Annotated in this window: 1 protein-coding gene; it reads right to left on the bottom strand. The window is 65.5% G+C overall.

Going from position 1 to position 530, the window contains the following annotated elements; translation table 11 throughout:
- Positions 1-40 precede the first annotated feature (40 nt).
- Positions 41-530 (bottom strand): IS3 family transposase (locus tag JDV09_RS26480; protein ID WP_221372098.1); only part of this gene is annotated, 490 nt, incomplete at its 5' end.

The following is a 530-nucleotide window of genomic DNA, read 5'->3' on the forward strand; positions in this document are numbered from 1 at the left end:
GTTGGGCCGTGCCCCGATGTAGTGGACACGGGATTTGTGGTTACGCGGCTTCGGGCAGCGTAGCGGTTGTCAGGGTCCTTTCGTAGGTCGCGGGGCTGGAATGGGCGCAGCGGGAGTGGCGTCGTTTGGTGTTGTAGCGGGCCAGCCATCGGAAGACCTCGCGGCGGCAGGCCGCTGCGTCGATCCAGCAGCCGCGGTCTTGCAGGATCTCGCGTTTGAGGGCGGCGTTGAACGATTCGGCCAGGGCGTTGTCGGCACTTGACCCCACCCCACCCATCGACTGGATGACCCCCAAGTCGCGGCAGAGGGTCGCAAAATCCCTTGAGGTGTATTGACTTCCGTGATCGGTATGAAACACAGCACCGGCCAGGCTGCCCCGCAGCGCGGCGGCGGCGTTGAGGGCGTCCTCGACCAGTTCGGTGCGCATGTGCTCAGCGATCGCCCACCCGGTGACCCGCCGTGAACAGCAGTCGATCACCGTGGCCAGGTACAGATTGCCGCCGGTGGCCAGCGGCAAGTAGGTGATGTCC

The sequence above is a fragment of the Mycolicibacterium xanthum genome (assembly GCF_019710635.1).
GTDB lineage: Bacteria > Actinomycetota > Actinomycetes > Mycobacteriales > Mycobacteriaceae > Mycobacterium > Mycobacterium xanthum.